Source organism: Streptomyces sp. NPDC026515, assembly GCF_055567595.1.
In genome coordinates this window covers 1-24,523 of sequence record NZ_JBVHQD010000019.1, presented here as the reverse complement: position 1 = coordinate 24,523, position 24,523 = coordinate 1, and the positions used below count along the sequence as shown (strand labels likewise).

The 24,523-nt window shown below is 72.1% G+C and carries 25 protein-coding genes and 1 pseudogene; 11 read left to right on the top strand and 15 right to left on the bottom strand.

Annotation, left to right across the window (positions count from 1 at the left end):
- Positions 1 to 30 precede the first annotated feature (30 nt).
- Positions 31 to 987: an LLM class F420-dependent oxidoreductase gene (locus ACZ4O3_RS32990; protein ID WP_467725729.1), complete on the bottom strand. Its 957-nt coding sequence runs from the start codon at positions 985 to 987 to the stop codon at positions 31 to 33.
- 138 nt (positions 988 to 1,125) lie between these two features.
- On the opposite strand from ACZ4O3_RS32990, the gene ACZ4O3_RS32985 reads away from it, so the two are divergent.
- Together ACZ4O3_RS32985 and ACZ4O3_RS32980 are read left to right on the top strand one after the other, a co-directional pair.
- Positions 1,126 to 1,755: a diguanylate cyclase gene (locus tag ACZ4O3_RS32985; RefSeq protein ID WP_362725788.1), complete on the top strand. Its 630-nt coding sequence runs from the start codon at positions 1,126 to 1,128 to the stop codon at positions 1,753 to 1,755.
- Between the two features lie 738 nt (positions 1,756 to 2,493).
- Positions 2,494 to 2,649, top strand: coding sequence for a DUF6131 family protein (locus tag ACZ4O3_RS32980; RefSeq protein WP_384994342.1), 156 nt, complete (start codon positions 2,494 to 2,496; stop codon positions 2,647 to 2,649).
- 100 nt (positions 2,650 to 2,749) lie between these two features.
- Here the strand turns inward: ACZ4O3_RS32980 and ACZ4O3_RS32975 are convergent, their stop codons facing one another.
- The 4 genes and pseudogenes from ACZ4O3_RS32975 to ACZ4O3_RS32960 all read right to left on the bottom strand — a co-directional run bounded on the left by ACZ4O3_RS32975 (position 2,750) and on the right by ACZ4O3_RS32960 (position 4,861).
- Complete coding sequence (locus ACZ4O3_RS32975; RefSeq protein WP_467725727.1) at positions 2,750 to 3,016, bottom strand: DUF4235 domain-containing protein; 267 nt, start codon at positions 3,014 to 3,016, stop codon at positions 2,750 to 2,752.
- A 5-nt stretch (positions 3,017 to 3,021) separates the two neighbouring features.
- Positions 3,022 to 3,414 (bottom strand): DUF3618 domain-containing protein, encoded by a 393-nt coding sequence (locus ACZ4O3_RS32970; protein ID WP_362726754.1) that lies wholly within the window; start codon positions 3,412 to 3,414, stop codon positions 3,022 to 3,024.
- Positions 3,411 to 3,782 (bottom strand): phage holin family protein, encoded by a 372-nt coding sequence (locus ACZ4O3_RS32965; RefSeq protein ID WP_362726759.1) that lies wholly within the window; start codon positions 3,780 to 3,782, stop codon positions 3,411 to 3,413. Before ACZ4O3_RS32965 ends, ACZ4O3_RS32970 begins: the two co-directional genes overlap by 4 nt.
- A gap of 183 nt (positions 3,783 to 3,965) precedes the next feature.
- A pseudogene (locus ACZ4O3_RS32960) lies at positions 3,966 to 4,861 on the bottom strand (YihY/virulence factor BrkB family protein).
- Positions 4,862 to 4,947: 86 nt separating this feature from the next.
- On the opposite strand from ACZ4O3_RS32960, the gene ACZ4O3_RS32955 reads away from it, so the two are divergent.
- The gene (locus ACZ4O3_RS32955; protein WP_467725725.1) at positions 4,948 to 5,298 is read left to right on the top strand and encodes a hypothetical protein; all 351 of its coding nucleotides are present in this window, start codon (positions 4,948 to 4,950) and stop codon (positions 5,296 to 5,298) included.
- Positions 5,299 to 5,536: 238 nt separating this feature from the next.
- Positions 5,537 to 5,926 carry a VOC family protein gene (locus tag ACZ4O3_RS32950; RefSeq protein ID WP_362726748.1) on the top strand — a complete coding sequence of 130 codons (390 nt, stop codon included), beginning with the start codon at positions 5,537 to 5,539 and terminating at the stop codon, positions 5,924 to 5,926.
- Between the two features lie 81 nt (positions 5,927 to 6,007).
- Here ACZ4O3_RS32950 and ACZ4O3_RS32945 read toward each other — a convergent pair whose 3' ends face one another.
- Positions 6,008 to 6,604, bottom strand: a complete 597-nt coding sequence (locus tag ACZ4O3_RS32945; protein ID WP_362726745.1) for an NADPH-dependent F420 reductase — start codon at positions 6,602 to 6,604, stop codon at positions 6,008 to 6,010.
- A gap of 40 nt (positions 6,605 to 6,644) precedes the next feature.
- On the bottom strand, positions 6,645 to 7,487 hold the full coding sequence (locus tag ACZ4O3_RS32940) for an inositol monophosphatase family protein (RefSeq protein ID WP_362726743.1): 843 nt from the start codon (positions 7,485 to 7,487) through the stop codon (positions 6,645 to 6,647).
- A 135-nt stretch (positions 7,488 to 7,622) separates the two neighbouring features.
- Here ACZ4O3_RS32940 and ACZ4O3_RS32935 point away from each other — a divergent pair, with 135 nt between their 5' ends.
- The 6 genes from ACZ4O3_RS32935 to ACZ4O3_RS32910 all read left to right on the top strand — a co-directional run bounded on the left by ACZ4O3_RS32935 (position 7,623) and on the right by ACZ4O3_RS32910 (position 17,088).
- Positions 7,623 to 8,528, top strand: a complete 906-nt coding sequence (locus ACZ4O3_RS32935; protein ID WP_467725722.1) for a LysR family transcriptional regulator — start codon at positions 7,623 to 7,625, stop codon at positions 8,526 to 8,528.
- Positions 8,529 to 8,668: 140 nt separating this feature from the next.
- Positions 8,669 to 9,481, top strand: coding sequence for an alpha/beta hydrolase (locus ACZ4O3_RS32930; RefSeq protein WP_362731743.1), 813 nt, complete (start codon positions 8,669 to 8,671; stop codon positions 9,479 to 9,481).
- Positions 9,478 to 10,299 (top strand): SDR family NAD(P)-dependent oxidoreductase, encoded by an 822-nt coding sequence (locus tag ACZ4O3_RS32925; protein ID WP_467725720.1) that lies wholly within the window; start codon positions 9,478 to 9,480, stop codon positions 10,297 to 10,299. The genes ACZ4O3_RS32930 and ACZ4O3_RS32925 overlap by 4 nt, the downstream gene beginning before the upstream one ends.
- Before the next feature lie 144 nt (positions 10,300 to 10,443).
- A complete protein-coding gene (locus tag ACZ4O3_RS32920) occupies positions 10,444 to 13,215 on the top strand; it encodes an AAA family ATPase (protein WP_467725718.1) in 2,772 nt (923 codons plus the stop codon).
- Positions 13,216 to 13,314: 99 nt separating this feature from the next.
- Positions 13,315 to 16,125 carry a helix-turn-helix transcriptional regulator gene (locus ACZ4O3_RS32915; RefSeq protein ID WP_467725716.1) on the top strand — a complete coding sequence of 937 codons (2,811 nt, stop codon included), beginning with the start codon at positions 13,315 to 13,317 and terminating at the stop codon, positions 16,123 to 16,125.
- A 75-nt stretch (positions 16,126 to 16,200) separates the two neighbouring features.
- On the top strand, positions 16,201 to 17,088 hold the full coding sequence (locus ACZ4O3_RS32910; protein ID WP_467725714.1) for an alpha/beta fold hydrolase: 888 nt from the start codon (positions 16,201 to 16,203) through the stop codon (positions 17,086 to 17,088).
- Here ACZ4O3_RS32910 and ACZ4O3_RS32905 read toward each other — a convergent pair.
- The 7 genes from ACZ4O3_RS32905 to ACZ4O3_RS32875 form a co-directional block, all read right to left on the bottom strand.
- Positions 17,069 to 18,691 carry a SpoIIE family protein phosphatase gene (locus ACZ4O3_RS32905; RefSeq protein ID WP_467725712.1) on the bottom strand — a complete coding sequence of 541 codons (1,623 nt, stop codon included), beginning with the start codon at positions 18,689 to 18,691 and terminating at the stop codon, positions 17,069 to 17,071. The two genes, ACZ4O3_RS32910 and ACZ4O3_RS32905, sit on opposite strands and share 20 nt — an antisense overlap.
- Positions 18,663 to 20,120: a sensor histidine kinase gene (locus ACZ4O3_RS32900; protein WP_467725710.1), complete on the bottom strand. Its 1,458-nt coding sequence runs from the start codon at positions 20,118 to 20,120 to the stop codon at positions 18,663 to 18,665. Before ACZ4O3_RS32900 ends, ACZ4O3_RS32905 begins: the two co-directional genes overlap by 29 nt.
- 22 nt (positions 20,121 to 20,142) lie before the next feature.
- The gene (locus tag ACZ4O3_RS32895; RefSeq protein ID WP_362719843.1) at positions 20,143 to 21,201 is read right to left on the bottom strand and encodes an ATP-binding SpoIIE family protein phosphatase; all 1,059 of its coding nucleotides are present in this window, start codon (positions 21,199 to 21,201) and stop codon (positions 20,143 to 20,145) included.
- The gene (locus tag ACZ4O3_RS32890; protein ID WP_362719846.1) at positions 21,189 to 21,611 is read right to left on the bottom strand and encodes an anti-sigma regulatory factor; all 423 of its coding nucleotides are present in this window, start codon (positions 21,609 to 21,611) and stop codon (positions 21,189 to 21,191) included. The genes ACZ4O3_RS32895 and ACZ4O3_RS32890 overlap by 13 nt, the downstream gene beginning before the upstream one ends.
- Positions 21,608 to 21,979, bottom strand: coding sequence for an STAS domain-containing protein (locus ACZ4O3_RS32885; RefSeq protein ID WP_362719850.1), 372 nt, complete (start codon positions 21,977 to 21,979; stop codon positions 21,608 to 21,610). Before ACZ4O3_RS32885 ends, ACZ4O3_RS32890 begins: the two co-directional genes overlap by 4 nt.
- Positions 21,976 to 22,827 carry an STAS domain-containing protein gene (locus ACZ4O3_RS32880; RefSeq protein ID WP_362719853.1) on the bottom strand — a complete coding sequence of 284 codons (852 nt, stop codon included), beginning with the start codon at positions 22,825 to 22,827 and terminating at the stop codon, positions 21,976 to 21,978. Before ACZ4O3_RS32880 ends, ACZ4O3_RS32885 begins: the two co-directional genes overlap by 4 nt.
- An 80-nt stretch (positions 22,828 to 22,907) precedes the next feature.
- Positions 22,908 to 23,270, bottom strand: coding sequence for an STAS domain-containing protein (locus ACZ4O3_RS32875; RefSeq protein ID WP_362719856.1), 363 nt, complete (start codon positions 23,268 to 23,270; stop codon positions 22,908 to 22,910).
- 222 nt (positions 23,271 to 23,492) lie between these two features.
- On the opposite strand from ACZ4O3_RS32875, the gene ACZ4O3_RS32870 reads away from it, so the two are divergent.
- Positions 23,493 to 23,936 carry an ATP-binding protein gene (locus tag ACZ4O3_RS32870; RefSeq protein WP_362719868.1) on the top strand — a complete coding sequence of 148 codons (444 nt, stop codon included), beginning with the start codon at positions 23,493 to 23,495 and terminating at the stop codon, positions 23,934 to 23,936.
- 209 nt (positions 23,937 to 24,145) lie between these two features.
- On the opposite strand, the gene ACZ4O3_RS32865 is transcribed toward ACZ4O3_RS32870, so the two are convergent.
- Positions 24,146 to 24,523 (bottom strand): DNA-directed RNA polymerase subunit alpha C-terminal domain-containing protein (locus tag ACZ4O3_RS32865; protein ID WP_467725706.1); only part of this gene is annotated, 378 nt, incomplete at its 5' end.

The following is a 24,523-nucleotide window of genomic DNA, read 5'->3' as shown; positions in this document are numbered from 1 at the left end:
TGAGCCGTCCACCGCGGTCACCACCCTCACTCAGCCGCGCAGCGCGGGCAGGACCTTGGCGCGGTAGAAGTCGAAGAAGCCCTGCTGGTCCTTGCCGATCTGGTTGACGTACACCGTGTCGAACCCGGCCTCGGCGAACTCCGACAGCGCCTTCACATGGGCGTCGGGATCCTCGCCGCACGGTACGGACCCGGCGACCCGGTCCTCGGTGACCAGTTCGGACGCCTGCTCGAAGTGACGGGGGGTCGGCAGCACCTGCGGGAGTTCGCCGGGCAACTGCTCGTTGGCCCACAGCCGGTGCGCGGTACGGACCGCCTCCCGCTCGTCGGCGCCCCAGCACACCTTCAGCCCGCCGTACACCGGGTTCGCACCGCCGCCACCGCGCCGGAACCGCTCCACCACCGACGCGTCCGGCATCATCGTGATCAGCCCGTCGCCGATCCGCGCGGCGACCTCGGCGGCCTGCGGGCCGAAGGCGGAGACGTCGATCGGGACCGGCTCGTCGGGCACCGTGTACAGGCGGGCGTTCTCCACCGTGTAGTGCTTGCCGTGATGGCTGATCTGCTCGCCGGTGAGCAGCCGCCGGATGATCTGCAGTGCCTCCTCGAGCATCTCCAGACGCACCGCCGCCTCGGGCCAGACGGTGCCGAGGATGTGCTCGTTGAGCGCTTCCCCCGTGCCCACGCCCAGCCGGAAGCGGCTGTCCAGCTGGACCGCGCAGGTGGCGGCCGCCTGGGCGATCACCGCGGGGTGGGTACGCACCAGCGGGCAGGTCACGGCCGTCTCCACGGGCAGCGAGACCGCCTGCGAAAGGGCGCCGATCACGGACCACACGAACGGGCTCTGGCCCTGGGCGTCGTTCCACGGGTGGTAGTGGTCGGAGATCCACAGCGCGTCGAATCCGGCCTGCTCCGCCATTCGCGCCTGCTCGACGAGTTCCGCCGGGCCGTGCTCCTCGCACGAGAGGAAGTATCCGAAGCGCGCCATGGTGCCTCCTGAACCGCGTGTGTGGCTGGAACGACCGCCGAGTACCCGATGGCCGCCAGGTTGTGCACGGCGTGTCGCACTGATCAGGTGAGGTACCGGGGACCGAATTCCCCGATCGACGACTTCAGGGAGGTTTCCATGGCTCTGCGTGTGCTCCCCCGGAAAGCCTGGCGGAACTGGCGGCACGCCGCCGACCAGCGGATTTCACTCCACTCGACCGACGTGGAGGACGCGAGCCGGCGATTCCTCCTGTACGGCGTGCTGCCTCTGTGGGTGGTGCCGGGCCTCGCGGACTGGTGGATGCACCGGCGGACCCGGATCGAGCACACCAGCGGCACCAAGGAGTCCGCGGTCCACGCCCTGATGATGACCGAGGCCGGGGTGCCCGTGCTCATGGGCCTGCTGGCCAGGGTCAACCCGCTCGCCCTCACCGTGATGGGCGGCGCCGCCCTCGCCCACGGAGCCACGGCCGTGTACGACGTGACACTGGCCGTTGGCGAGCGCGAGGTCCGCCCGATCGAGCAGCACATCCACAGCTTCCTCGAGGTCCTGCCGCTCACGGCGTTGGCGTTCACCGCCTGCCTCCACTCCGACCAGGTACGCAGGACCCTGCGGGGCGCCCACGCTCCCCAGGACTGGCGGCTGTTGCCCAAGGAACACCCGCTGCCGGCCCCGTATCTCGCGGCGCTGGCCGGGATCATCGCCGCGGGAGTCGCCGTGCCGTACGCAGAGGAGCTGCGGCGCTGCGTACGAGCCGCACGGGGCTGAGGGAACGTCGGCAGCTCCGGGGGGCCGCCCCGGCGGCGATCGGGCCTGTCGGCTCCGGCTCCCTTCTTCTTCAGCGCGGACGGCTGGGGTGCGGGCAGGCGTGCCGGCGCCGCAGCTTCTGGGCGCACCCCGCTTCGCCGGAGTCGCCGCCCTCGGTCTGGTCGAGGCCGGGCATGCGATGCCGAGATGCGGGTACCCGAATGTGGCAAGGCTCGTATCCGGATGCGTCGTCACCGGGGCGGAGCCCATCGCGGAACTGCGTTCCGCGACCCGGCAGGCGAGGGGAGACCCCACCACCGTCCCCGCGACGAGCGCGGCCGGCTCGGCCGACCCTCTCCATGTCGTCGTAGGCATACGACAACGCACCGATTGACCGAGGAACCAGCAGCACCGGAGTCACACCATGACGCCGAAACGCGTAGTGAACCGCAGTTCGCCGGGCCCCGTCGGGCCGGTGCCACTCCGCGGTGGCCTGCTGATTCTCCGCGCCGGGCTCGACAGCCACCGGGGTCGGTCGACTGCCCCTGGCGACACCCGGCGCCGTCCCCGGCGCCCCGTGCGCACCCCTTCGAACCGACCGCCGGGTCACCGGCTCCTCACGCAAGCCCACCGAGGCCCGTCCGCGAGCCGCCGGCCGCCACGCCCACCGCACGGAACACGAGGAGACCCCGTGTACCCACCCCCTTACGGTCTCCCGCCGTTCGCGGGGCGCCGGCACCACACCCCAAAGGAGAGACCATGATCATCCTGGGCATCATCCTGCTCGTCATCGGCTTCGTCACCGGGATATCCATCCTGTGGACCATCGGTATCATTCTGGCGGTCGTCGGAGCCGCCCTGTGGCTGCTCGGCGGGATGGGACACGCCGTCGCAGGCCGACGCCACTACTGGTAATCGCCTCGCGCGGTCCGCGCACCGGCCCCCCTCGGTGGCGAGGGCGGCCGGTGCGCGAGCACGTCCGGACGTGTGCGGGGCGGCATGGCTCCTGGGGCGATCAGCCGGGCCAGGTGCCGGTCAGGCCACGGACGCCGGTGGCGCCGGCGCGGTCGACGGCCGCTTTCACCAGCCCGAAGACCGCGCCCTGGAGCGCGGCGGCGAACAGCACCTCGCGCCAGGACCGGTACTCGTCAGTGGCGTCCGGGGCGTCCTCGTCGTGACCGAGCACCTTCCACGTCTGCTTGAACAGCGCTGTCGCGGCCAGGCCGCCGACCATGCCGAGAGCCATCCCCACCGGCTTGTAGGCGATCTTCGACGCCTTCACCCGGCTCAGCCCTTCGTCCGGCGGCGGACCGCCCACACCACGAGAGCCGCGCCCGCCACCGTCCACAGCAGCCTGCGGTTGTCCTGTGCCAGCCGGGTCCCCTGCGCGGCTTTGTGCGTGACGGGGTCGGGCAGCCGGTCCTTGGTCCGGTGCGCGATGCCGGCGGCCTTGGCCTTGACCCGGTCGGCTGTGGCCGCGGCCTGTTCCTTCACCGCTCCGGCCCTGACCGCGGTCTGCTCCTTGACCTCGGCGCCCTTCTGCCGGGCGCGCGCCTTGACGTCGGTCTTCTCCGCGAGGGCCTGCACCGTCTCTCCGAGTTCGGTGCGGGTCTGCTCGACCTGCTCACGCAGTTCCTCGGGAGTCGCGGCGGTGGGTTCGTCGTGGGGCGGCTGGGTCATCGGTGCACACTCTCCTTGATCGTGGCCACATCGGCCTTCACGTTCTCGACGGTCTGCTCGGGCGTGGGGGGTGCCGCCTGTCCGACCTGCTTCCGTCCGCTCCTGGCCAGCACCGCGGCGATCACGCCGAGCACCGCCGTGACGATCAGTGCGGCCGCCCAGACCGGCAGTACCGTCGCCAGCGCGGCGATGACGGTTACCACCAGCGCCTGGAGTGTCAGGAAGCCGATGACACCGGCGCCGCCGAACAGGCCGCCGCCCTTGCCGTACTGCTTGCCCTTCTCCTTGATCTCCGCCTGTGCCAGCCTCAGTTCGCCGCGCACCAGCTCGGTCAGCTGCTGCGAGGCCCGTTGCACCAGTTCGCTCACCGGCTCCTGGCCGGCGTGCTGCGTGCTCCGGCCGGCTGAGGCATGGCGCGGCTCCGTACTCGACACGGCACTCACCTCCCGTTCCGTCCCTGCCTGCCGGGCCTGTCAGGTCCGGCGATCGCGCGAGTACCCCGAACGACCGGGTTCAGGACAGCGAGTGGTAGCCGTGTGTGCCGGGGCCGGTCATGCGCCGTCCAGCCGGCGTACCTCGGCCTCGTCGCACGTCCGGGTGTCACGGGGCTCGGCGCAGGGCTTCGTCTCGTGCGGCAGACCGCTCGCGACGGCCCGCTGGCGTGCGGTCTCCGCGTCGAACTCCAGGCCCAGCAGGATCCGCCAGGTTGGTGATCCACAGCCAGACGAGGAACACGACGCCGTCGGCCATCGTGCCGTAGGCCTTGTTGCAGGAAGCGAAGCCGGCGACGTAGAACCCGAAGCCGACGGACGCCGTCAGCCAGATCAGCAGGGCGACGACCATGCCCGGTGTGATCCACCGGAACCCTCTTGCCTTCGCGTTCGGGCCGGCCCAGTACAGGACGGCGATCACCAGCGTGACGAGGAGAACGAGGGCCGGCCACTTGGCGGTCGACCACACCGTCAGCGCGCCGTCCCCGACCCCGACGTGCGGCGCCGGCCTGCATCACAGAGCGCCAGCACCAGGCCGACGACCGCCATGACGGTCCCGGCACCGGCCTTGCCCTGCAACTGCTCACGGCCCGGGTGATGATGTCCCGCGCCTCCGGCGGCGCCGGCTCCCGCACGGTACGCAGCACCGAGTCGGTGGTCGAGCTGCCCGCGAGACCCGGCGGGGAGACCAGCACCAGCAGGCCCGGGAACAGCGACAGCACCCCGTAGTACGTCAGGGCCGCCGTGCGATCGGTCAGCTCGTCGTCCGCGAACTCGTGGAGGGCGCCCTTGAGGACGGCGCCCAAGGCCCGTCTCGGGAGTTTCGTCGGCGTGTCCGGTGCCCGCCGTTCGACGCGGGGTCCGGGGCCCGCCTCCTCGGGCGTGGGTATGTCGCCTCCCGTGTCCTCGCCGCTGCCCCGGTGTGCCGCCCGCCGTGGAATACGAAGCCTCCGCATGCGCACCGGATACCCCCCGAAGCCTCTCCTGCGCCGCCCGATGGCCGGAACCCCGCGCGGCGCAACTCGCCGAGGCGGGACGGAAAGTGGCGGATCCCGATGCGGCCCGCCGGCCCGCCGAGCAGCCGGTCATGGCATGGCGCGGACCGGCAGGCGTCCCGCACGCGGTGACGGACGTCGTCGTCGACGCGCACACCGATGGGGCCGCCCGGGTGCGGGCGGATCCGGCCGAACTGGAACGGTCCGTGTTCTCACCGGCGCGCCAGGACCTGACCGAGCGGATCTGCTCGCTCACAGGTGAGGTGGTGGAGTTCCGCGACGCGGTCCGGCCCCTGGTCCCCGTCATGAGGTCGTCGACCCCGGCCGATGACGCCCACGACCTGTTGGGATCCGTCCTCGACGCCCACCTCGACCGCGGGCACCTGGCAGAACGATGACATGCGCCGCATCAGTGCCTGGCATGAACCTCGACGACATGCCCGAACTGGACCGGCGCTGCGGCCACCCCTGCGCGCCGGTTGTGAGGGCACTCGGCGCGGGCCGGCTGTACCGCTCCTTTCGGCGCAACGGCCGGCTGTGAGCGCGGCGTCGCAAGCAGCGGAAGCGGACGGGGCGATCGCAGGACCGAGATGGTCCGGCCCGGCTCTCCACTCGGGGCCCTGAGAAGATGGGTGCATGGCGCACACCTCTCCACGGATCAATGCCCTCATCGTCGACGCCGCCGACCCGGAGCGGCTTGCCGCGTTCTGGTCCGAACTGCTCGACAGGCCGGTCGTGGGCCGTACGGGCCCGTACGTGTGGCTGCGCAGGGAGAAGGACCTGGGCTTGGGGTTCCAGCGGTCCGCGCGACCCAAGTCGGACAAGAACCGCCTGCACTTCGACGTCAGTTCACCCGATCCCGCAGCCGAGCAGCACCGGGTCGAGGCGCTTGGCGGGCGTCGGCTGGAGCAGTACACGGACGGCGGGTTCCTGGTCATGGCCGACCCCGAGGGCAATGAGTTCTGCATCATCCCGGAGGGCCCCTTCGAACTCGACGACGAGGGGCGCACGGACTATCTCGGCTGACCGGCTGCCGCTACGGGAGCGATGCGCCGCCCGGCTCCGAGCGGGAGGGCCCGGCGAAGACCTGGCCGGTCCGCGCGTGGATCAGCGGGCGATCGAGATCGCGAACGGCGTGAACCCGCTGGAGCGGATCACGTGCGGGACGAACAGGATCGCGGCCTCGGCCGCCCGCGCGGTCTCTATCCCTCCCAGGTCGGTGATCCACTCCGGATGCCAGCCGAGGCCCGCGAGCAGTCCGCCGACGATCTCCTTAGCCTCCTGGTCGTTGCCCGAGAGGAACGCGGTCGGGGTCCGGGTGAGTGAGCCGGGCGCGGTCATCACCGAGTACAGCATCGTGTTGAGCGTCTTGACGACGCGCGTCCGGGGGAGCGCCTCCTGGAGCTGCTCCGCGAGGCTCGAGCCGGGGTAGAGCAGGTCGGCGGGCAGCCCGTCCGGTCCGTCGACGGTGGCGTTCGAGACGTCCACCAGGATCTTGTCGCGCAGCTCCGTGCGCAGTGCGGCGAGCCGCTCCAGGGAGCCCGCGCCCGGTGTGGCGTTGATGACGATCCGCGCGGTCCGGGCAGCGGCGGCGGCAGCGCCCGGCGAGCGGTCCGCCACCGTCACCTCGTGCCCGGCGCGGGTGAGGCCGGTGGCCAGGCCGCCGCCGACGCGGCCGCCGCCCAGAACGGTGATGGTGCTCATGGTGAACTGGTCCTCCTGGTCTTTCTGTTCTCGCGAGTGGTCAGCGGGAGAGCGTGGCGACCGCAGCGGCGTGCACCCCGGGTGCGGCGGCCAGGAAGCTCGCGCTCTCCGGGGTCCAGGGGCGGCCTTCGGCGTCTGAGATCCGGCCGCCTGCCTCCGTGACGAGCAGCGCACCGGGAAGCAGGTCCGCGCGGGCCCCGGCGAACTGCCAGAAGGCGTCGGTCCGGCCCGCCGCCACGTTCAGCAGGTGCAGGGTGGCGGGCACGGATGTCCGCACCACGAGCGCGTCCAGCAGCATCTCGGTGACCGAGGAGCCGACGCGCCGTACGACCTTCTCGTCCTCGTCCGGCCTCGCCTGGCTCGTGGCCACGATGCTCAGGCCGAGGTCCGTGGTCCGGGACACGTGCAGCGGCCGGCCGTCGAGGTGGACGCCCGCGCCGGTCAGCGCGGTGCAGGTCTCGCCGGTCAGCGGCAGGTGGACCGCGGTGAACACCGGCCGGTTGTCGCGCACGAGGGTGGCGGTCACCGCCCAGTCCGGCAGGGCGTGCAGGTGGTTGACGTTGCCTTCGGCCGGATCCACGACCCACCATTCGCCGGCCGGCAGAGCGCCGCCCGCCGGCTCGTCCTCCACCCATCGGGCGTCCGGGCACAGGGCTGTGAGACGGGGGCGCAGGATGTCGAGGGCCGTGTCGTCGTTGGCGGCGAGAGCGCGTATCAGCTCTTCGCGGCTCTGGTAGGGGACCACCTCGCCGAAGCGCTCCCGCAGCGCCGAACCCGCGGCGCGTACGGCGATCGCGGTCTGGGCGAGCAGGCCGGCGTCAGAGACGACGGCGGCGGAGCCGGCGGCTGCGCTACCACCGGTGTTCCGGATCGACTCGGGCATGGGGGTACTCCCGTCTGAGCAGGGGTGATGGAGGCCAACCAGGCGAGAACCAAGGTCGTTCGCGCCCGCATCCCGACGGTAGGAGCGGCCATCGTTAACTTCAAGTGCATGTCAAGCACGGCTAGAGTGACTCCCATGCAATTGGACCTGAATCTGCTCGCCGCGCTCGACGCTCTCCTGGAGGAGGGCAGCGTGGCCGGCGCCGCCGACCGCCTGCACGTCACCGCCCCCGCGATGAGCCGCAGCCTCGGCCGGATCCGGCGCACGACGGGGGATCAGATCCTGGTGCGCACCGGACGCACGATGACCCCGACGCCGTACGCGATCGCCGTCCGGGAGCAGGTGCACGACCTGCTCCAGCAGGTCCAGTGCGTACTGGCGCCGAGCCGTGAACTCGACCTCGCGACGCTCGAACGCACCTTCACGCTCCGCTGGCACGACGCACTCGTCGCCCTCAGCGGTCCCGCGCTTCTCGCCGCCGTGCGTGAGCAGGCACCGGGTGTGCGGCTGCGCTTCATCGCGGAATCGAGCATCGACACACCCGAGTTGCGCCGCGGCGAGGTCGATCTCGCCGCGAACGCGGACAGCCCGGCCGCACCCGAGGTCCGCGCCGATCGGGTGGCCGAGAGCCCGCACGTCATCGTCGTACGGCGGGGACATCCGCTCACCCGCGTCAAGGCCGTCACCGCGGCGCGGTACGCGGCGGCCGAGCACATCACCGTCTCGCGGCGCGGAAGGCTCGGCAACGTTCTCGACGACGCTCTCGCGCGGCTGGACCTCACCCGGCGTGTGGTGGCGACCGCGCCCACCGAAGGAGCCGCGTTCGCGTTCGCGCGAGGCTCCGACCTCCTTGTCACAGCCCCCGAATCCACGGCGCGTGCGGTCGCCGCCGATCTCGGCCTGGTCCTGCTCGCGCTCCCGCTCGACCTGCCGCCGGCCCCGGTGTACCTGTCGTGGCATCAGCGCTATGACACCGATCCCGCGCACATCTGGCTACGCGATCTGGCACGGACCGCGTTGACCGGCGCGATGACGAGATGAGGGGACGGCGTCGGACGGGCTGTGGCCGTCCGGCGTCCGGTCGTGAAGGACTGGGGTGGCACCACGGTTCGAGCACGCCAGGAACCGGGTTGGGTGAGGCACCGCAGGAACGACACGCCGTCACGCCGGAGGGCAGAGCCATGACCGCCTCGCCGATACCCGTCTACTTCATCCACGGGCTGTGGCTGCACAGCGCCTCCTGGCAGCCCTGGATCGACCTGTTCCGTCAGCAGGGCTACGACCCGTCGGCCCCGGGCTGGCCGGGCGACCCCGACACCGTGGCGGAGGCCCGGGCGAACCCGGAGAGCATCGCCGACCACGGCATCGACGACGTCGTCGAGCACTACGCGGCGCTCATCGCCGAACTGCCCGCCCCGCCCGTCCTGATCGGTCATTCCTTCGGCGGGATGATCGCGCAGAAGCTGCTCGGCCAGGACCGCGCCGCCGCGGCCGTCGCGATCGACGCCGCGCAGATCAAGGGCGTCCTGCCGGTGCCGCTGTCGGCGCTCAGGGCCACGCTCCCGGTGTTCAAGAACCCCGCCAACAAGCGCCGGGCGGTGTCCCTGACGTCCGAGCAGTTCCGGTTCGCCTTCGGCAACGCGGTCTCCGAGGAGGAGTCCGCGGAGCTGTACGAGCGCTGGACCATCCCCGCGCCCGGCAAGCCGCTCTACGAGGCCGCCTCCGCCAACTTCAACCCGCACTCCCCGGCGAAGGTCGCCACCGGGAACTCCGGACGGGGCCCGCTGCTGCTGATCTCGGGTGGCAAGGACCACACCGTGCCCGAGACCGTCACCCGCGCCACCCTCAAGCAGTACCGGCACTCCGACGCCGTCACCGACATCATCAACTTCCCCGACCGCGGGCACTCCCTGACCATCGACAACGGCTGGCACGAGGTCGCCGAGACGGTCCTGGCCTGGCTGGGCCGGCAGAACCTGCAGGCCACACGATGACCTCCGGCACCTCCGGCCCCGCTGGGTTCGACCTCGGTCTGGCCGGGCAGAGCGCGGTGGTCACCGGCGCCGGGCGCGGGATCGGCCTGGCGGTCGTCGAGGCTCTGCTCGGCGCCGGCGCCCACGTCGTCGCGGGCTCCAGGAGTCGTACCGACGGCCTCGACGCCCTGGCCAAGGGCGGCGCCGAACTCGTCGTCGTAGAACTGGACCTGACCGAACCCGACGCCCCGGCCGCTTTGGTGGCGGAGGCGGTCGCCGCGTACGGCGGCGTCGACGTGCTGGTGAACAACGTCGGCGCGGTGCACCCGCGGGTGGACGGCTTCCAGGCCGTCTCCGACGCCGACTGGGACTGGGCCTTCACGATCAACTTCATGACGGCGGTGCGGGCCACCCGTGCCGCACTGCCCCACCTGATCGCGAGCGGCGGCGGCCGGATCGTCACCGTCTCCTCGGTCAACGGCCGGCTGCCCGATCCGCTGGTCATCGACTACAGCGCGGCCAAGGCGGCGCTGACGAACTTCTGCAAGGCACTGTCCAAGCAGGTCGGGCCGGAGGGCGTCCGCGTCAACACGGTGAGTCCCGGGCCGGTCGAGACCGCGCTCTGGCAGGGCACGGGCGGCGTCGCCGACACCGTCGGGCGATCACTTGGCGTCGACCCGGCCGAGGTGGCCCGCAACGCCGCCGGTGCGGCGGTCACCGGCCGGTTCAGCACCCCCGCCGAGGTCGCCGACCTCGTGCTCTACCTGGCGAGCCGACGCTCGGGAAACATCACCGGCGCGGACTTCGGGATCGACGGCGGCCTGATCGACGCCCTCTGACGAGCACTCTCTCACACAGCGCAGCAGTACGGGGCCGTGCGGACGAGCGCGGTCCCGTACTGCTGCGACAGCGGCCCTGAGGCGGGGCGGCAGCTCGTTCCGTCCCTCTCCCGCACAGACCGCCGGCCGCGGCGCAGTACCCTGATGCTCCAGGCGGACCCAGCCCGGGGACCCGGGCTGACGGGGGACGACGTGGAGCTCATCGGCCGGGACGATCAGCTGGATCTGTTGCGCCGGTTGCTGACCGAGCCGCGGAGCCACGGGAGCACGGTGCTGGTCCGCGGGGCGCCCGGCATCGGGAAGACGGCGTTGCTCGCCGAGACCGCGGCTCTCGCCGAGGGGCTCGGCTACCGGGTGCTGAGCACCAGTGGTGCCGAGGCCGAGAGCGACATCCCCTATGCCGGTCTGCAACTCCTCCTGCGGCCGTTGGGCGCGGCGGCCGCCGAACTCGCCGCGCCGCACCGGCAGGCCCTGGACACCGCCCTCGGGCACGCGGAGGCCGGTGTCCCCGACGTCTTCCTGGTCGGCCTGGCCGTGCTCAACCTCCTGGCCGACGCGGCCGCGGTCGCGCCGGTGCTGGTCCTGGTCGACGACGTGCAGTGGCTCGACGACGCCACCGCCGGCGTCCTCGCCTTCGTGGCGCGCAGGGCCGGCGCGGAGCCCGTGGTCATGGTGGGAGCCGCACGCGAGGGCTACCGGTCGCGGCTGAACGCCGACGAGGTCACCTCCGTGACCCTGGACCCGCTCACCGACGGCCAGGCCGCGGAACTCCTGGCGGACCGCGCCCCGGACCTGCGGCCCACCGCGCATCGGCGCCTTTTGGCCGAGGCGGCCGGGAACCCCCTGGCGCTGACCGAGCTGTCGCGCACCCTCGGCGCTCTTGCAGACCCGCATCTCTCCCGGCTGCCCCTCACCGAGCGGCTCGAACGGGCCTTCACCGACCGCCTGGAGACCCTCCCCGACATCACCCGCGGCCTGCTGCGGATCGCGGCCCTCGACGACAGCCCGTCGCTCCCCGAGATCTACCGCGCGACCCGGGAGTTCACCGGGACGACGGCCGGATCCGCGGAGCTCGAGCCTGCGGTGCGCGCCCGGCTCGTCCAAGTCGTGGGCACCGAGCTGCGGTTCGGGCATCCGCTGATGCGGTCGGCGATCCACCAGACCATGCCGCACGGCGTCCGCCATGCCGCGCACGCGGCCCTCGCGGCCGTACTCGACGCGGACCCGGACCGGCAGACACGTCACCGGGCCGCCGCCACCGACCGCCCCGAGGAGACGGTCGCCGCCGCGTTGGAGGACACCGCGCACCGTGCCGCCCGCCGCGGCGGCGTCGCGGCGGCCGTCACGGCCCTGGAACAGGCCGCCGCGCTCAGCGAGGACGTCGACCGCCGAGCGGAACGGCTGCTGCGCGCGGCCGACTTCGCCGTCGAGCTCGGTCGCCCCGAGACCGTGACCCGGCTGCTGGACCAGGCACTCACCGGGCCGCTGTCGCGACGCCAGCACGCCACGGTCGTCTGGCTGCGCGGCAGCTTCGACGAGGGACTGCGCAGCCACTCGTCCGGCGCCGTCTCCCTGACGGCACTCGCCGAGGAGATGGCCGCGGAGGACCCCGCGCTGGCGCTGCGGATCCTGTGGAGCGCCGCGCAGCTGTGCTTCTGGTCCGAACCGGGCCCGGAGGGCCGCCGCCGGGTCCTGCTGGCCGTGGAGCGGATGGACCTGGACGAGCTCGATCCGTGGCGGCTGGCCATCTGCGCCTACGCCGCGCCGGTCGAGCGCGGCGCGTTCGTCCTGGACCGTGCCCGGCACGTCGTACCGGTCACACCGAAGGAGGGCGACGACGGCCGCGCCTACCGCATGCTCAGCACCGCCTCACTCCTCGTCGGCGGCTTCGACCTGGCCCGGGCGTTCTCGGCGGCCGGCGGGGCTCCGTTGCGTGCCCAGGGACGCCTGGGGCTGCTGGCCCGCACGCTCGGTGCGGACGCGTGGGGCGCCCTGGTCGTCGGCGACCTCGGTGCGGCGATCGGCGCGACGGAGGAGTCACGCAGGCTGGCACGCGAGACCAGCCAGACGATGATGTACGGGTTGATGACCGCCACCGCGGCCAAGCTGGCCGCGCTGCGCGGTGAGGTGGACTCCGCCCTGCGGCTGGCCGGGGAGGCGGAGGAGATCGGCCTTCCGGTCGGGGCGCGTCCGGTACTGGCCACCGCGACGCTGGCACGCGGGCTGGCCGCGCTGGCCGCGGGGCGGTTCGAGGAGGCCTTCGGTCATCTCCGCCGGCTGCACGACCCGGCGGACCCCGCCTTCCAGGTCGCCCTGCGACTGACCACCCTGGGCGACCTCGTCGACGCGGCGACGCACTGCGGGCGGCTGGACGCCGTCCTCCCGGTCGTGACGGAGCTGGAAGAGGTCGCCACGGTGACCCCCGCGCCGGTGCTCCACGCCGACCTGCGTCTGGTCCGGGCCCTGCTGGCCTCCGACGAGGACGCCGCCGCGCTCTTCGCCGCCGCGCTCGGCGCGGACCTCACCGCCTGGCCCCTGACCAGGGCCCGCGCCCATCTGGCCTACGGCGAATGGCTGCGGCGCCGACGCCGCAGCGTCGAGTCCCGCGACCACCTCCGGGCGGCCCGCGACATGTTCGACGCGCTCGGCGCGATCCCCTGGGGCGAGAAGGCCCGCCGGGAACTGCGGGCCGCTGGTGAGACCAGCCGCCGCCGGGCCCCGGACGCCCGGGACCAGCTGACCGCCCACGAGTTGCAGATCGTTCACCTGGCCGCCGAGGGGCTGACCAACCGTGAGATAGGACAGCGGCTCTACCTCTCGCACCGCACCGTCAGCTCGCACCTCCACCGGATCTTCCCCAAGCTGGGCGTCGTCTCCCGCGCCGAGCTGCGCACGGTGGTCAGCACACTTCGCTGACCACCGTCACATGACGCTCGCCGCCGCCCGCGCGGCGCTCCTAGTCTTCCCCGTGCGGGGGTCCCCGGCAGCGGGACCGACGAGTGGGGGAGCGGTCCCATGGTGTGGAACGGCGTCCAGCAGGCCTTTGGGCGGCCCCTGGCCATGGTCGGCCGGCACGCCGAGCGGCAAGCGGTCGGACAGCTGCTCGACGCGGTACGCGACGGCCTGAGCGGAGCCCTGGTCCTGACCGGCGAACCCGGAATCGGCAAGACCCGGTTGCTGGAGTACGCCGCGGAGCAGGCCGCGGACCTGCGCGTGGTCCGGCTGACCGCGGTCGAGCAGGAGACCGGTCTCGGCTTCGGTGCGCTGCACCGGCTGCTGCGGCCGTTCCTGGACCGGGCGGCCCGGCTGCCCGAGCCGCAGCGGTCCGCGCTGGACGCGGCCCTGGGCCTGGCGGCGGGGCTGCCCGCGGACCGCTACCTGGTCGGGCTGGCGACGCTGACCCTGCTGTCCGAGGCCGCCGCCGACCAGCCCCTGCTGTTCCTGGTCGACGACGCGCAGTGGCTGGACCGGGAATCGGCCGAGGCCCTCGCCTTCGCCGCCCGCCGGCTGCATGTCGACTCCCTGGGCCTGATCGTCGCCGTCCGCGAAGGGCTCGGGGACAAGGGCCTGTTCGACGCGCTGAGTACGCAGCGCGTGCCCGGCCTGCCCGAGTCGGAGGCCAGGACCCTGCTCACCTTCGGCGCCCGGCGGGTGGACCCGGCGGTGGCCGACCGGATCGTCGCGGGCACCGGCGGCAATCCGCTCGCACTGCTGGAGCTGACCGACGCCCTGACCGCCGAGCAGCTGTCCGGAATCGCCCCGCTGCCCGACCCGCTGCCGGTGGGCCGGCTGCTGGAGGACCATTTCCAGCGCCTGGTCCGAGCCCTGCCGCCGGCGACCGGCACCCTGTTGCTGCTGCTCGCGGCGGCCCCCTCGGACGACACGGGGCTGATGTGGCGGGCCGCCGGGAGGCTGGGCCTGTCGGCCCGCGCCGTCGAGCCTGCGGTCGCCGCGGGCATCCTCGGCCGGGGCCGGCCGACGGCCTTCCGGCATCCTCTGATCCGCTCGGCCGTGTACGCCGGAGCCGGACCCGGCGACCGCCGCCGGGTGCACGCGGCACTGGCCGCCGCCTGTGACGCCGTACGGGACGCCGACCGCAGCGCCTGGCACCGGGCGGAGGCCGCCGAAGGCGTCGACGGCGCGGTCGCCGACGACCTGGAGGCGGCCTCCGAGCGCGCCCGCTCCCGCGGCGGCTACTCCCAGCAGGCCCTGTTCCTGTCACGTGCCGCCGACTTCACCGGCGACCCGGACAAACGGGCCGAGCGGCTGCTCGACGCGGCGCGGGCCCACCTGATGTCGGGCGACGCGACGGCGGCGGGGACCGCGCTCGACCTGGCCGCTGCCGACCTCCGTGGCCCGGTGATGCGCGCCCGCGAGCTGCGGATGCGGGCGACCGCTCAGATGTTCCAGATCGCCGTCGCCGACGTCCCCGCGACGCTGATGGACGCCGTGACCCGGCTCGGCCCACGGGACCCACGGCTGACCTGGGAACTGCTCTGCGAGGCGCTGCACGCGGCACTGGTCGCCCACGACTGCACGCGGGGCACGACATCGACCGAGGTCGCGGCGGCCGTCGCCGCCGCGCGGCACGACCCCGCCCCGGACCCCGCCGTGCGCGGCCGCGACCTGCTGATGGAAGGTCTGGCCCGTCGCGTGGCCGGGGGCTACGAGCAGGGCGCGCCCGTCCTGCGTACCGCCCTGCACCAGTTGCGGGGCGGTGCCCGGATCGAGGACGCCGACAGCCCGTTCGCGGTGATGCTGTCCATGGCCAGCGGCGATCTCTGGGACGTGCAGGCCGAGCGGGAACTCACCGATCGTCTGGCGGCGGCGGAGCGCGACACCGGCGCGCTGTACGCGCTGAGCATGACGCAGCTCGTCGCGGCGCGCTGCGACCTCTGGGACGGACGGTTCACGGAGGCGGAGGTCCGCTACGCCGAGTTCGACGACATCGCGGCCGACACCGGCTTCCGCGGCGGCGGAGACATCAACCGGCTCCACCTGTTCGCACTGACCGGCCGGGAGGCCGGGCTGCGGGCGGCGGTGCGGCGGACCGCGGAGATGCGGAGCGTCGGACTCGGCCTGCACCAGCGCCTGGCGCAGCACGCGCTGACCCTGTTCGAGCTGGGGCAGGGCCGCTACCAGCAGGCCATGAGACACGCGCGGGCGGTCTTCGCGGACGACCCCCTGGCCTTCGGCAACCTGGTCCTTCCGCTGGTCGTCGAGGCCGGTGTGCGCACCGGCGACCGGGCCGCCGCCGCGGCGGCCCTGGCCCGGCTGGAGGAGCGCGCCCCGCTCGCCGGTACGCCCTGGGCACTGAGCGCCCTGGCCCTCGGCCGGGCGCTGACGGCCGGCGGCGACGACCCCGAGAAGCTCTACCAGGAGTCGGTCGAACTGCTCGGACAGGTCCCGATGGCCCTGGAACAGGCCCGGTCGAGGCTGCTGTTCGGCGAATGGCTGCGCCGGCGCAAGCGGCGCTCCGACGCCAGGACGCAGTTGCGTGCCGCATACGAGAGCTTCGACGCCTTCGGTGCGCTGCCGTACGCCGAGCGGGCCCGGACCGAGTTGCTGGCCACGGGTGAGACGGCCCGCAGACGCACGGAGGGGACCAGGTTCGATCTCACACCACGGGAACGTCAGGTAGCCGCGATGGCCGTCTCGGGACTGGCCAACGCGGAGATCGCGACGCGGTTGTTCGTCACCACCTCGACCGTCGAGTTCCACATGAACAAGGTGTTCCGCAAGCTCGGCATCACCTCCCGGAGACAGATACCCCGCGCGATCGGCGAACCGGGGTCCGACCCCGGTGCGAGCCGCGGCCGCACGTGATGGCGTGGGCCTCCCCGAACGCGGAGGAAACCGGGATGACGGCTCAGGGCGCGCACGGCATGACCGACCACACGGGTGCCCGGCTGCGCCACGGCCGGCACACCGTGGACGGCGTCGGTCTCCACTACGCCCTGGCGGGCTCGGGGGAGCCGGTCGTCCTCCTGCACAGCGTCCCGAAGACGATGTTCTTCTGGCGCCACGTCATCCCGCTGCTCCCCCCGCCACACGGTCGTCGCGCTCGGCCTCCGCGGCTTCGGAGGCTCCGCGCGCCCGACGTCCGGCTACGACACCCGGACCCTGGCCGGCGACGTCGCCGGGGTGATGACGGCCCTGGGTTACGGGCGGTTCCGCGTGGTGGGCGAGGACTGGGGCGCCGCTGTCGCGTACGCCGTCGCGGCCTTCCACCGGCCGAGAGTGGTGCAACTCGTCTACCAGGAGACCAGGCTGCCCGGTCTGCCGGTACCGGACCTGGCTGCCCTGCCGCCCGAGGACCCCCGAACCGGCTGGCATCGCACGCTGTTCGCCCTGCCGCACTACCCGGAGCTGCTCCTCGCGGGCCGTGAACGGGCGTTCTGGACGTGCTTCATGCGCCGGATCATGGCGGTTCCCAGCGCCTACACCGACACCGACGCCGACGAGTACACACGCGGCCTCGAACAGCCCGGAGGCAACCACGCGGTCTTCGAGCTGTACCGGGCCACCGAAACCGACGCGGAACAGAACCGGCCCCAGTTCGCCGACCGGTTGACCTGTCCGGTGCTGGCGGTCGGCGGCCGCGCCTACCTGGGCGCGGAGCCGGGGCTGCAGATGGCGCAGGTCGCGAAGGACGTCCGCAGCGTCGTCATCGAGAGCGCCGGACACAACATCCCGCTGGAGGCCCCCGACGAACTCGCCCGCGCCTACCTCGACTTCTTCTCCGGTCGTGAGGAGACACCGAACCGTCTCAGGCGAACAGAGCCGTGATCAAGGCGATGTCGTCGTCCTTGTTCTGCCCGAAGCGGGCGAGCAGCAGGTCGCACATGCTCTCGAGTCCCGCCGGGCCGTCGGCCACGGTGTCGCGGAGTTCGGCGAGGCTGGTGTCGAGACTGGTGGTGCGCACCTCGATGAGACCGTCCGTCACCATGAGCAGCCGGGTTCCGGGCGGGGCATCGAGGACGGTGGGCGGCGGATGGGGGAGCCCCAGTCCCAGCAGCGGCCCGTGCGGATGATGGAAACGGGGGCCGTTCCGCGGGTCGATCACGAGCGGCGGGATGTGGCCGGCGTTGGCGATGTGCAGGCGACGGTCAGGGGTGATCAGGGCGAGGCAGAGGGTGACGGTGATGCCGGGCTGGGACTGGCGCAGGAGCGTTTCGAGGCGCTGCAGGACGAGGTGGGGAGGGTGGCCCTCGATGGCGTACGCCCGGAGCGCGTGGCGTACCTCGCCCATGACGGTCGCGGCGGTCAGCGAGTGGCCCACGACGTCTCCGATGGCGAGCAGCAGCCCGTTGACCGTCTGCACCGCCTCGTAGAAGTCGCCGCCGATTTCCGCGTGTTCGGAGGCCGGGAGGTAGCGGAAGGCAAGTTCGACGCCGGGGACGGCCGGCATTTCCTTCGGGAGGAAGGAGCGCTGCAGGGCCAGGCCCAGGGCGTGCTCCTCGTTGTAGGTGCGCAGGGCTTCGAGCGCGAGCGCGCTGGAGTTGGCCAGTTGCTGGAAGAACTGCTCGTCATCGGTGCCGTGCAGCGCGGTGGCGGGTACGGCGAGGCAGACCGGGGGGCGGCCGCGCTTGGTGCGGGCGACCGCGAGAGCGACTTTCCCCGGGAGGCGGTCGGCGGGAAGCAGGGCCCGCCACTGGCCGGCGGAGAGCCGGGTGATCGCGACGCCGGTCTCCTCGTGCAGGCAGCGAGCCGCCAGTTGGTCCGGGAGACCGGGTGGGACCGGATGCGTGCGTACGGTGCTCTGCGGGCCCTCGATCATGCTGTGGACCGCCTGTCCGTGCGGCGAGAAGAACACCGCGCTGGCCGGACTGGCGAGGACGGCCGCCGCGCCGCCGGTCGCAGCGGAGGCGAAGGAGTGGAAACCGACGGCGCTGTAGACGTCCAGCGTCGCGCTGTTCAGCGCGATGAGGCGTTGCGCGAGCCGTTCGGCGCGGCGGCGGGCGCGGGCGTAGCGCAGGGTGGCGGTGACGGTGGCGAGGAGTTCGCCGGGGTCGATGGGCTGGTCGAGATAGGCGTCCGCACCGCGCCGCAGACCCTCGGCGTGATGCTCCGGGCTCACGGCGGCCGCGGAGATCTGGATGACCGGCAGATGGGCAGTCCGCGGCGAGCCCTTCAGGCGTTCGCTGACTTCGAAGCCGCTCATGTCGGGGAGGAGGACGTCGATGATCGCGAGGTCCGGATACGTGCCGGCGGGCGCGGAGTCCAGACGGGCGAGGCCCTCCTCGCCGGTGCCGACGGCGATGACGGTGTGTCCGGCGCGCTGCAGCCAGCTGGTGAGGAGGTAGCGGTTCGTCTCGTTGTCGTCGACGACCAGGACGGTTGCGGGCAGCAGGTCCTCGGCGCTACCGGTCACGGCTTGTTCTTCCGGCATCGGGTTCCTTCGTGTACACGTGCCCGAGATCCGGCAGGCGTATCCGTACCTGGGTGCCTGATCCGACCTGACTGTTGAGGGTGAGGGACCCGCCTAGGAGTTCGGTGAGGGTACGGGCGTACGGCAGGCCCAGACCGGTGCCGGGTCGCTTGCTCTGGTGGGGGCCGCGGACCTGGTAGAAAGCCTCGAAGACGCGGTCGAGTTCGTCGGGCGGGATACCGACTCCCGTGTCGGTGACGGTGAACAGGACCGAGGGCGCGGTGGGTTCGGGGTCCGCGGTGATGTCCAGGCGTACTTCGCCCCGCTCGGTGAACTTCAGAGCGTTGGACAGGACGTTGCGCAGGATCCGGACCAGGAGCGTCTCGTCGGTCACGAGGGCCGGCTGCCGTTCCAGCTCGGGCGTGAGCAGAGAAACCCCCTCCCGGCCGTGACTGCTGAGCAGCAGCCTGCTCTGGTGGGTGACGAGCAGCCGAAGATCGACGGGCTGTGGATGGATCTCCAGGTGGCCGGCCTCCGCCTTGGCGACGTCGAGGAGGTCGTTCACGAGCGCCAGGAGCGCGTGGCCGGACGATGCGATGAGGTCGACCTGTTCCCGCTGTTCGCCGGTCAGCGCCGGGGAGCTGGGGGCCAGCAACAGCCTGGAGAGGGCGACCACGGAGTTGACCGGGGTGCGCAGTTCGTGGCTGATGTTCGTCCAGAACCGGGTCTTCGACTCGCTCGCCTGCTGCAACTGGTGTCGTTTTTCCTCCAGTTCGGAGTGGAGCGCCAGCACACCGCTGTTGGTGGTCTCGAGCTCCTGGGTCAGCTCCGAGTACAGGGCGAGCACTCCTCGGTTGGTCTCCTCCAGTTCCTCGTTGAGCCTGCGGAGCTCCTCCCGCTGGGCCCGGGTCTCCTCCAAGGTGGCGATCAAGTCCCGTGTCTGGGCGCGGAGATAGTCCGCTTCGGTGGTTCGGGTGCCGTCGTGGAGGGCCTCCGTCAGCCGCGCGTGCCGCTCGTGCGCCCTGCCGCCGTCGGCGGGGAGCGGCTGGGTGATGACGACACGGCTGACCGCGGTGCCGTCCTCGTGGTCGACCTGCACGAGCTTCGCGACCAGGTCGAGTGTGTCCGCGGCGGGCGGCGGTCCGCCGCTCCACGAGAACGTGACGACGAGAGCCGTGGGCCGGTCCGCCGCGTCCAGGCCGAAGGCGACCTCCAGGTCGTGGCATCCCACGCGGTCTCTTCCGAGTTCGCTGAGCGCGGTCGCCAGCCGGACCTGGTCCTGGCGGTCCAACGCCAGTGCTGCGGCGGCCTGTTGAGCGCTGCGGCGCAGGCCGAAGACGTCCTGGGCGGAGAACAGGCGAAAGCGCGTCACCTGGCGGGTCGCGACGGGCGAGTGGCTCTCGCGCCGCTCACCGGCGCGCAGACTCGGCTCGTACCCGTGGGGCGTCATGATCACCTCGTCCCGTCCTCGGTCACCAGGCCCCCTTGACGACCACCACACTCGCGTCGTCCCGCCGGACCCCTGCTTCGCGGAGCAGGTGGCCGGCCACGACCAGCGGTGAGTGGCCGAGCAGGCCTGGCAGCGCCGCGTGGTCCCAGCGTTCGGTCAGGCCGTCGGAGTGCATCACCAGGGCCCCGTGGTCCGGGAGGGGCTCCTCGAACGTCCGAAGGCGCCGCATGTGCGCGCCGACGATTCCGGGAGCCGACAGCAGAGCCCGGCGGGGGCCGTCGCCGATGAGGAATCCGCTGATGTTGCCGATGCCGCAGTACAGCACCCGGCCCGGTCCGGGTTCGATCCGCGCCACGGCCACCGCCCCGCCACGGGTCCCCCGCAGCGCCGGGTGGACGGTGTTGAGGACGCCCTCAGGACTCGGATCGCGCGCCTCGTGGAAGGCTTTGACCGCCGCCTGGCCGGCGCGGGCCGCGAGGGGCCCGTGGCCGAGTCCGTCGCACAGCATGACCAGGACGACGGGCGGTTCGCTTCCGGCGGCGACGGTACGAACGGCCCACGCGTCCCCGCATACGCTCTCACCGCTGATGGGCCTGGTCACACCGGCGGCCGAGGGCGCGGGCGGCCGGGTGAGGACGGCTCTTCCGTCGGCGGTGCGGGGCCAGAACCGCGCGGTCATCACCGTCCCGCGGCCCGGCACCGAATGCAGGTCGAAATGGTCCGAAAGCCGGGAGACGGCGCCGAGCCCGATCCCGAGGGTGCCGGCGCTGGACGTCCCGTCGCTCAGGGCGGCGGGTACGTCTGCCATGCCGGGACCCGAATCGATGGTGAGGAACTCGACTCCGGCCTCGCCTTCGGAGCGGACCACGCGCAGCAGCAACGCTCCGTCCACGGCATGCCGTTGCAGGTTGGTGGCGGCTTCGGTGACGGCGAGGGCGACCTCCGCGCAGCGGTGACTGGTGAGCCCCAGCCGCCGGGCCAGCGTGGCCGCGGCGGCCCGGGCGGCCGGCGCCAGCGAGTCGCTGTCCCGGAACCACGTCACGTCCTCGCCGTCCAGCATGGTCGTGGTCACCGTACCCACTTGACTATGGTCACGGCCGTGCCCTCGCCCGGCACGGTGGCGAGGTCGAAGTCGTCGACGAGGCGACGGGCACCGCTCAGCCCGAGGCCCAGGCCGCTGCCCGATGTCCAGCCGTCCGTCATCGCCTGCTCGACGTCGGCGATACCGGGCCCCGAGTCCTCGAAGACGGCGGCCACCCCCCGTCTGCCGCGCGCGGTGACCAGTCCGGTCCGGACCGTGCCACCGCCGCCGTAGGTCAGTGTGTTGCGGGCGAGTTCGCTCGCCGCGGTGATCATTTTCGTCTGGTCGACGAGGGAGAGGCCGCACTGCTGGGACAGCGTCCGGATGACCTGACGGACATGGACGAGGTCGCCGCTGCGCGCGATGGGATGGACCTGGAGGTCGTCTTCGGCAGTCCAGAGCGCCGTCATCGCGGGGCCGAACCGGAGGAGCGGCGCAGCTTCGCCAGGCCCTTCTCCAGGTCCAGGGCCGTACTGACACCGCCGAGCGAAAGGCCCAGCTCGACGAGGGTGATGGCCACGGCGGGTCGCATGCCCACGACCACCGTGCGGGCGTCGAGCATGCGGGAGATGGCGGCCATCGTGGCCAGCATGCGGCCCACGAAGGAGTCGACGATCTCCAGGGCGCTGATGTCGATGACGACACCGCCCGCCGACCTGGCGACGATCTGCTCGGCCAGATCCTCCTGGAGATTCAGTACGGTCTGGTCCTCCAGGTCGGACTGGACGGACACCAGCAGGATGTCCCCGATCCGCAGGATCGGAATGCGCTCGCTCATCGCTGCGCGCTCTGGTGCGCGACCATGTCCACACCGGACCGGCGCAGGGCCAGCTTGAGCGCGTCGGCCAGGCTGGCCTTCGTCACGATCCCGTCGAACTCGATGCCGAGCGCCACGATGGTCTGCGCGATCTGTGGACTGATGCCCGACACGGTGCACTCGGCGCCCATCAGCCGGGCGGCGACGATGGTCTTGAGCAGATGCTGGGCGACCTGGGTGTCCACGGCGGGAACCCCGGTGATGTCGATGATCGCCTGCTCGGAGCCGGTGTCCACGAGAGCCTGCAGCAGCTTCTCCATCACCACCTGGGTCCGCGCCGAGTCCAGGGTGCCGACCAGCGGTACGGCGATCACCCCGTCCCACAACCGCACGACCGGCGTGGACAGTTCCAGGAGCTGCTCGGCCTGCGCGGTGATGAGCTCCTCCCGCGTCTGCGTGTAGGTCTCGATCGTGAAGAGACCCAGCCCGTCCAGGATCACCACGAGCCGCAGATACGCCTGGATCTCCGCGGCGGACCCGTCCGCCAGCAGGGGTTCCAGGACCCGCTTCAGCGCGAAGACACTGACGGCCGTCTCGCTCGGAGAGAAACCCAGCCGGGCGCGGTTGCGCGACAGTTCGGTCAGCAGGGCCCGAACTTCGTACATCTGCTCCGAGTGGACGTCGACCGCGCCCTCCCGCAACGCCGACACCAAGGCCTCGTAAAGTTCGCGCAGCTCGCGGTCGACCTCGGCCGCGCTCACACGGCTGCCCAGCGACCTCGACACCTCGGCGATCCACACCGTGGCGAGATCCCGGTCGTCGTCCGAGAGGAGCCTCACCAGTTCCACGGTGTTGCCCGGCTTCGCCATGCGGATGCTCCTTCGGATTCGCAAACATGTGCCAATGGATGGCTCCTGCAGCCTACGGCACCTGTTCCGAGGCCGGCTCTTCAGCTCTTCAGCGCTTCGTTCACCGTGGGATGACACGGGATGAGCGCGTCGATGCCGACGAGTTCCAGTACCCGCCGGACGGCGGGTTGCGCACCGGCCACACGCAGCCAGCCCTGGGCGTCCGCGGCCGCGCGGTGAGCGGCGATGAGCGCGTTGATGCCGGCCGAGTCCATGAAGGTCAGATGGCTGAGATCGGCGACGGTCCGCGGGTAGGCTTCGTCGGCGGGCGGCTTCAGTGCCTGCCTGGCGAGATCGCCCGTGGTGTGGTCCAGTTCGCCGCGCAGGGCGACGACCCGGACCCCGTCGAGGGTGGATTCGCCGACTGCGAGTTGGCCGTGCTGCTCCGGCTGAGCGTCTGTCACCGAGTCCTCGACTGCGTTCGCTGGAGCGGCGGGGCCGCCAACTCCTGTGTGGGGAGTCACCGCAGATACTACGGGGAACAGCGTTCGTGGAACCGGGCACTTGGAGTAAGAAGAACAGGAGGCGCAGTGCACGTGGCTGATGCCGACGGACAAGGGAAACGAAGGTGACAAAGCGTGCAGTCTGTCGACAGTGACGGCGAAGGAGAGTCGCGTTCCCGTCCGATGACCACCACCGCCGTCGCCCTGGACGACAACGACGCCTGCATAGCCCGAGCACGGCAGCTCGCCGCGGACTTCCTCGACAACGCCAGGACGGACCACGGCGTGGCCGTGTCGGGGCGAGCCGTGGACCTCACCCGGCTGGTGGTCAGCGAACTGGTCACCAACGCCCGCAAATACGCCCCTGGACCTCTGTGGATGGAACTGCGCCTCGCGGACGGGGCGGTGGAGGTGACCGTACGGGACAGCGCCCGTGTGCGGCCCGCCGCCCGCCCGGGAGATCCCGGCAGGGTCGGCCAGCACGGCCTGGAGATCGTCATGGCCGTCGCCGAGGCGTTCCACGTCCGCCTCGAACCCTCCGGCAAGAGTGTCACCGCCCGGATCGCCCTGGCCGACGACACCGTCGACGGTACGCGTCGCGCGGACGCTCCGCCCGGCCCCCGGTGACGGTCACGGGCTCGCCGGGGCCGAAGCGCGTTTCCGGGAACGACCGGGATCAATACACCTGATCGGTCCGATCGGTGAAGGCCACGGGGGACAGGCTCATCGCGATCGGAACGTGGCGGTCACGAGGCGGCCCTGCCCGGTGAGGGACAGGAGGTGTTCCTCTCCTGCCCCTCACGCGAAGCGTCGGCGAAGCCGCCGCGGCGCGACGGTCAGTACTGCTCGGTCTCCACGAAGCCCGCGTCCGCGTCGTCGGCGCCGAAGGCGTCGGCAGCGGCGATCGGGTTGAATCCGGGCGGGCTGTCCTTGAGGGCCAGGCCCATGCCGGCCAGCTTCTCCTTGACCTCGTCGATGGACTTCGCACCGAAGTTGCGGATGTCCAGGAGGTCGGCCTCGGAACGCGCCAGCAGCTCACCCACCGAGTGGACGCCCTCACGCTTGAGGCAGTTGTAGGAGCGGACCGTGAGCTCCAGCTCCTCGATCGGCAGCGCGAGATCGGCGGCGAGGGCGGCGTCCGTGGGCGAGGGGCCCATGTCGATGCCCTCGGCGTCGATGTTCAGCTCGCGGGCGAGACCGAACAGCTCGACCAG

Excerpts from the sequence above, each read along its gene's own strand:
- ACZ4O3_RS32990 (WP_467725729.1), bottom strand. The coding sequence starts at position 987 with ATGGCGCGCTTCGGATACTTCCTCTCGTGCGAGGAGCACGGCCCGGCG.
- ACZ4O3_RS32985 (WP_362725788.1), top strand. The coding sequence starts at position 1,126 with ATGGCTCTGCGTGTGCTCCCCCGGAAAGCCTGGCGGAACTGGCGGCAC.
- ACZ4O3_RS32980 (WP_384994342.1), top strand. The coding sequence starts at position 2,494 with ATGATCATCCTGGGCATCATCCTGCTCGTCATCGGCTTCGTCACCGGG.
- ACZ4O3_RS32970 (WP_362726754.1), bottom strand. The coding sequence starts at position 3,414 with ATGACCCAGCCGCCCCACGACGAACCCACCGCCGCGACTCCCGAGGAA.
- ACZ4O3_RS32950 (WP_362726748.1), top strand. The coding sequence starts at position 5,537 with ATGGCGCACACCTCTCCACGGATCAATGCCCTCATCGTCGACGCCGCC.
- ACZ4O3_RS32945 (WP_362726745.1), bottom strand. The coding sequence starts at position 6,604 with ATGAGCACCATCACCGTTCTGGGCGGCGGCCGCGTCGGCGGCGGCCTG.
- ACZ4O3_RS32940 (WP_362726743.1), bottom strand. The coding sequence starts at position 7,487 with ATGCCCGAGTCGATCCGGAACACCGGTGGTAGCGCAGCCGCCGGCTCC.
- ACZ4O3_RS32935 (WP_467725722.1), top strand. The coding sequence starts at position 7,623 with ATGCAATTGGACCTGAATCTGCTCGCCGCGCTCGACGCTCTCCTGGAG.
- ACZ4O3_RS32930 (WP_362731743.1), top strand. The coding sequence starts at position 8,669 with ATGACCGCCTCGCCGATACCCGTCTACTTCATCCACGGGCTGTGGCTG.
- ACZ4O3_RS32925 (WP_467725720.1), top strand. The coding sequence starts at position 9,478 with ATGACCTCCGGCACCTCCGGCCCCGCTGGGTTCGACCTCGGTCTGGCC.
- ACZ4O3_RS32920 (WP_467725718.1), top strand. The coding sequence starts at position 10,444 with ATGCTCCAGGCGGACCCAGCCCGGGGACCCGGGCTGACGGGGGACGAC.
- ACZ4O3_RS32915 (WP_467725716.1), top strand. The coding sequence starts at position 13,315 with ATGGTGTGGAACGGCGTCCAGCAGGCCTTTGGGCGGCCCCTGGCCATG.
- ACZ4O3_RS32905 (WP_467725712.1), bottom strand. The coding sequence starts at position 18,691 with ATGCCGGAAGAACAAGCCGTGACCGGTAGCGCCGAGGACCTGCTGCCC.
- ACZ4O3_RS32900 (WP_467725710.1), bottom strand. The coding sequence starts at position 20,120 with ATGACGCCCCACGGGTACGAGCCGAGTCTGCGCGCCGGTGAGCGGCGC.
- ACZ4O3_RS32890 (WP_362719846.1), bottom strand. The coding sequence starts at position 21,611 with ATGACGGCGCTCTGGACTGCCGAAGACGACCTCCAGGTCCATCCCATC.
- ACZ4O3_RS32885 (WP_362719850.1), bottom strand. The coding sequence starts at position 21,979 with ATGAGCGAGCGCATTCCGATCCTGCGGATCGGGGACATCCTGCTGGTG.
- ACZ4O3_RS32880 (WP_362719853.1), bottom strand. The coding sequence starts at position 22,827 with ATGGCGAAGCCGGGCAACACCGTGGAACTGGTGAGGCTCCTCTCGGAC.
- ACZ4O3_RS32870 (WP_362719868.1), top strand. The coding sequence starts at position 23,493 with ATGACCACCACCGCCGTCGCCCTGGACGACAACGACGCCTGCATAGCC.